Source organism: Dokdonella sp. (assembly GCF_049593775.1).
GTDB lineage: Bacteria > Pseudomonadota > Gammaproteobacteria > Xanthomonadales > Rhodanobacteraceae > Dokdonella.
In genome coordinates this window covers 1-3064 of sequence record NZ_JBAWHJ010000141.1, presented here as the reverse complement: position 1 = coordinate 3064, position 3064 = coordinate 1, and the positions used below count along the sequence as shown (strand labels likewise).

Genomic DNA, 3064 nt, shown 5'->3' with positions numbered 1-3064 from the left:
ACATCGAGCGCGCCGATATCGACACCGAGTTCAAGCGCCGAGGTGCTGACCACGCCATCGATGCTGCCGCTGCGCAATGCGCGTTCGGTCTCGCGTCGCTCGGTCGGCAGATAGCCGCCGCGATAGGCGCGGATGCGTGCGGGCTTGCGCGGATCGTGGTCGAAAACGTCCTTGAGGTACTTGGTCAGGATTTCGACCATCAGCCGCGATTGCGCGAACACGATCGTCTTCATCTTCGCGCGGATTGCATGCCGCGCCAGGCGCATCGATTGCGAGCGTGCCGAGGCGCGGATGCCGAGATCAGGGTTGATCACCGGCGGATTCCATAGCAGCACGTGGCGTTCGCCACACGGCGCGCCGCTCTCGGCAATCGCGTGCACCGAATCGCCGAGCAGGGCTTCGGCATGCTCCTTCGGATTGCCGATCGTTGCCGAGCAGAGGATGAAAGTCGGTGACACGCCATAGAACGCACACACGCGTCGCAGGCGGCGAATCACGTTGGCCACGTGCGAGCCAAACACGCCACGGTAGGTATGCACCTCGTCGATGACGACATAGCGCAGGGATTCAAAGAACTGCGCCCATTTGGTGTGATGCGGCAGGATCGCCTGGTGCAGCATGTCCGGATTGCTGACCACGATATCGCCCTTGATGCGAATCGCCTGGCGCGCATCGTTCGGCGTATCGCCATCGAAGGTGAATGCGCGCAAGCCGAGCGTGCCGGCCGTGTTCAGTTCAAGCAGCTCGGCGACCTGATCCTGCGCCAGCGCTTTGGTCGGGAACAGGTATAGCGCCTTGGCCTTCGCTTCACGCACCGCCTCGATCACCGGCAGGTTGTAGCAAAGCGTCTTGCCCGATGCGGTTGGCGTAACGACGACCACGTGCTCGCCGCGCTGTACATGATCCCAGGCTTCGCGCTGGTGGCTGTAGAGCTCGGTGATGCCTCGCCGTTCCAGCGCCTCACGCAGGTCTGCCGACAATCCCGGCGGGAATTCGGCAAATCGTGCGGGTTGTGCCGGACGCCTGAAATACCCGGTGATGCGATCCCCGTACTTGCGCGCCCAGCGTTCGACGAGTCGTTCGATGGATCGTGGTGGGGAATCGAGCAGGGCAGGTTCGTTCGCGATCGTCATCGTGGCCTCCAGGGGAAGCACACGTGTATAGGCGGATGTGATCTCAGGGCGTGCGACGAGATATCGAGCAGGGGAGTCGATCTGGCTGTGAATGGTTCGCGGCAGCTCTTCGTAGGAAACGGCTTCAGCCGTGATGCCTTTGGATCCGTGACGAGGGGCATCGGACATGAATGTCTCTCCTGCGAAAATCTGACGCACACCGCCCGCCTTTCGCAGGAAACGGCTTCAGCCGTGATGCTCTTCTGGTTCTTGCGGGTCTCAACGGGCGAAAGACAAAAGCATCGCCGCTGACGCGCCTCCTGCGAAGGGCTCCTGGAGCATCGCGGCTGTGCAACTCGCGAAACTCGCGCCCTCACTTGACGTCTTCTCCAACATGTGACCCAATAGTCACATGTACGCGATACGCGAAACCGCAGCCCCGGCGCCGGACATCTGGCAAGCCCTGGCCGATCCGACCCGGCGCACCCTGGTCGATCGGCTGGCCACCGGCAGCAAGACGACCTCGCAGCTCTGCGAGGGCATGCCGATGTCCCGCTTTGGCGTCATGAAACACATCGGCGTACTCGAGCGTGCCGGCGTGATCATTTCGCGCAAGCAGGGGCGCTTCCGCGTCAATCATCTGAACGTGGCGAAGATCCATTCACTGCAATCGCGCTGGTTGTCCGCACGTGGCACCGCAATTGCAACAGGGCTGGAAGGTCTGGCCGAAATCCCTGGAGTAAACGACATGTCAAAAATCGAATCCGCTGCAAGCGCAGGCATCATCGATCTGGCCCTGGATTGGCCGGTAGCGGTTTCCGTCCAGAAGCTTTGGGAGGCGCTGTTCGAGCACCCTGAAGCCTGGTGGCCACGTGCCTATCGCGCCGGCAGCGAGGATGCCGTGATGACGTTCGACCAAAAAGTTGGTGGATGCCTGCGCGAGGAAGCGCCCAACGGTGGCGGGGTGCTCTGGTATACCGTGTTCGCACTCAACCCGAGACGATCAGTTGATCTCGTCGGTGATCTGGCAACGCGCTACGGCGGCCCGGCCCGATCGACCCTGCACCTCGAGATCGTAACCGGCGAAGCAGACGGAACCAGCATCCTGAAATTGACCGATGCCATCGTCGGCCGCATCGGCCCGGACATGCACACCTCGGTCAGCAGTGGCTGGAAGGCGATTCTTGGTGATGGCCTTGTCGCACATCTCAACAAGCAGGCTTGACTACCTGGCCCACTCACCCGTTGGCAGCAAGCATTTCCCGAACCGAATGCAGCTTCCTCCAGCCAAGATACATTGCTTGCGTTTCGTAGGAGCCGGCTTCAGCCGCGATGCTTTTGTCGCAGTGCGCAGAAGAGCATCGGGCATGAATGCCTCTCCTACGAAAAGCCAATCAATACCCCCGCACCCGGTCAACCACGCCGGTGATGGACTCGCCAACCTGCAAACGCCGAATCTTGTCGGCCACCTGCGCGCAGGCAGTGGAGTAGGGCGTCAACGCAGCCACATGCGGTGTCATGCGAACCTGGCGATGTGTCCAGTAGCGATGCTCGCGTGGCAAGGGCTCGCGATTGAAAACATCGAGATAGGCTTCCGATAGCCAACCCGAATCGAGTGCTTCAAGCAATGCCTCGTCATCGACCAGCTCGCCGCGCGAAAGGTTCGCCAGCGCCGCACCTTCCGGCAGGCGCGCGAGTGCATCGCTATCCAGCAAGCCATCGGTATCGCCAGTCAACGGCAGGAACACCAGCAGCAATTCGCTGCCAGCGAGTACCGAATCGAATCCCGTGGATCCGTGCGCGCACCGCACGCCTTCGATCGTTTTCGGCGTGCGACTCCAGCCCGATACCGTGAACCCGAACTTCGCCAGCGCCTGTGCGACGGCACCACCCAGCACACCCAAGCCCAATACCCCAATCGAAAAATCCTCGCGCATGCGCAAACTGCGAGG

General features: G+C 61.6%; 2 protein-coding genes and 1 pseudogene. 1 reads left to right on the top strand and 2 read right to left on the bottom strand.

What is annotated here, in order from left to right; all coding sequences use genetic code 11:
• Positions 1–1076 (bottom strand): annotated as a pseudogene (locus tag WBP53_RS04885) (DEAD/DEAH box helicase); the annotation flags it as partial.
• 448 nt (positions 1077–1524) lie between these two features.
• Here WBP53_RS04885 and WBP53_RS04880 point away from each other — a divergent pair.
• Positions 1525–2337, top strand: a complete 813-nt coding sequence (locus tag WBP53_RS04880) for an ArsR/SmtB family transcription factor (RefSeq protein WP_423926510.1) — start codon at positions 1525–1527, stop codon at positions 2335–2337.
• 169 nt (positions 2338–2506) lie between these two features.
• Here WBP53_RS04880 and WBP53_RS04875 read toward each other — a convergent pair.
• A partial coding sequence (locus WBP53_RS04875; protein ID WP_423926508.1) for an NAD(P)-dependent oxidoreductase occupies positions 2507–3064 on the bottom strand: 558 nt, incomplete at its 5' end.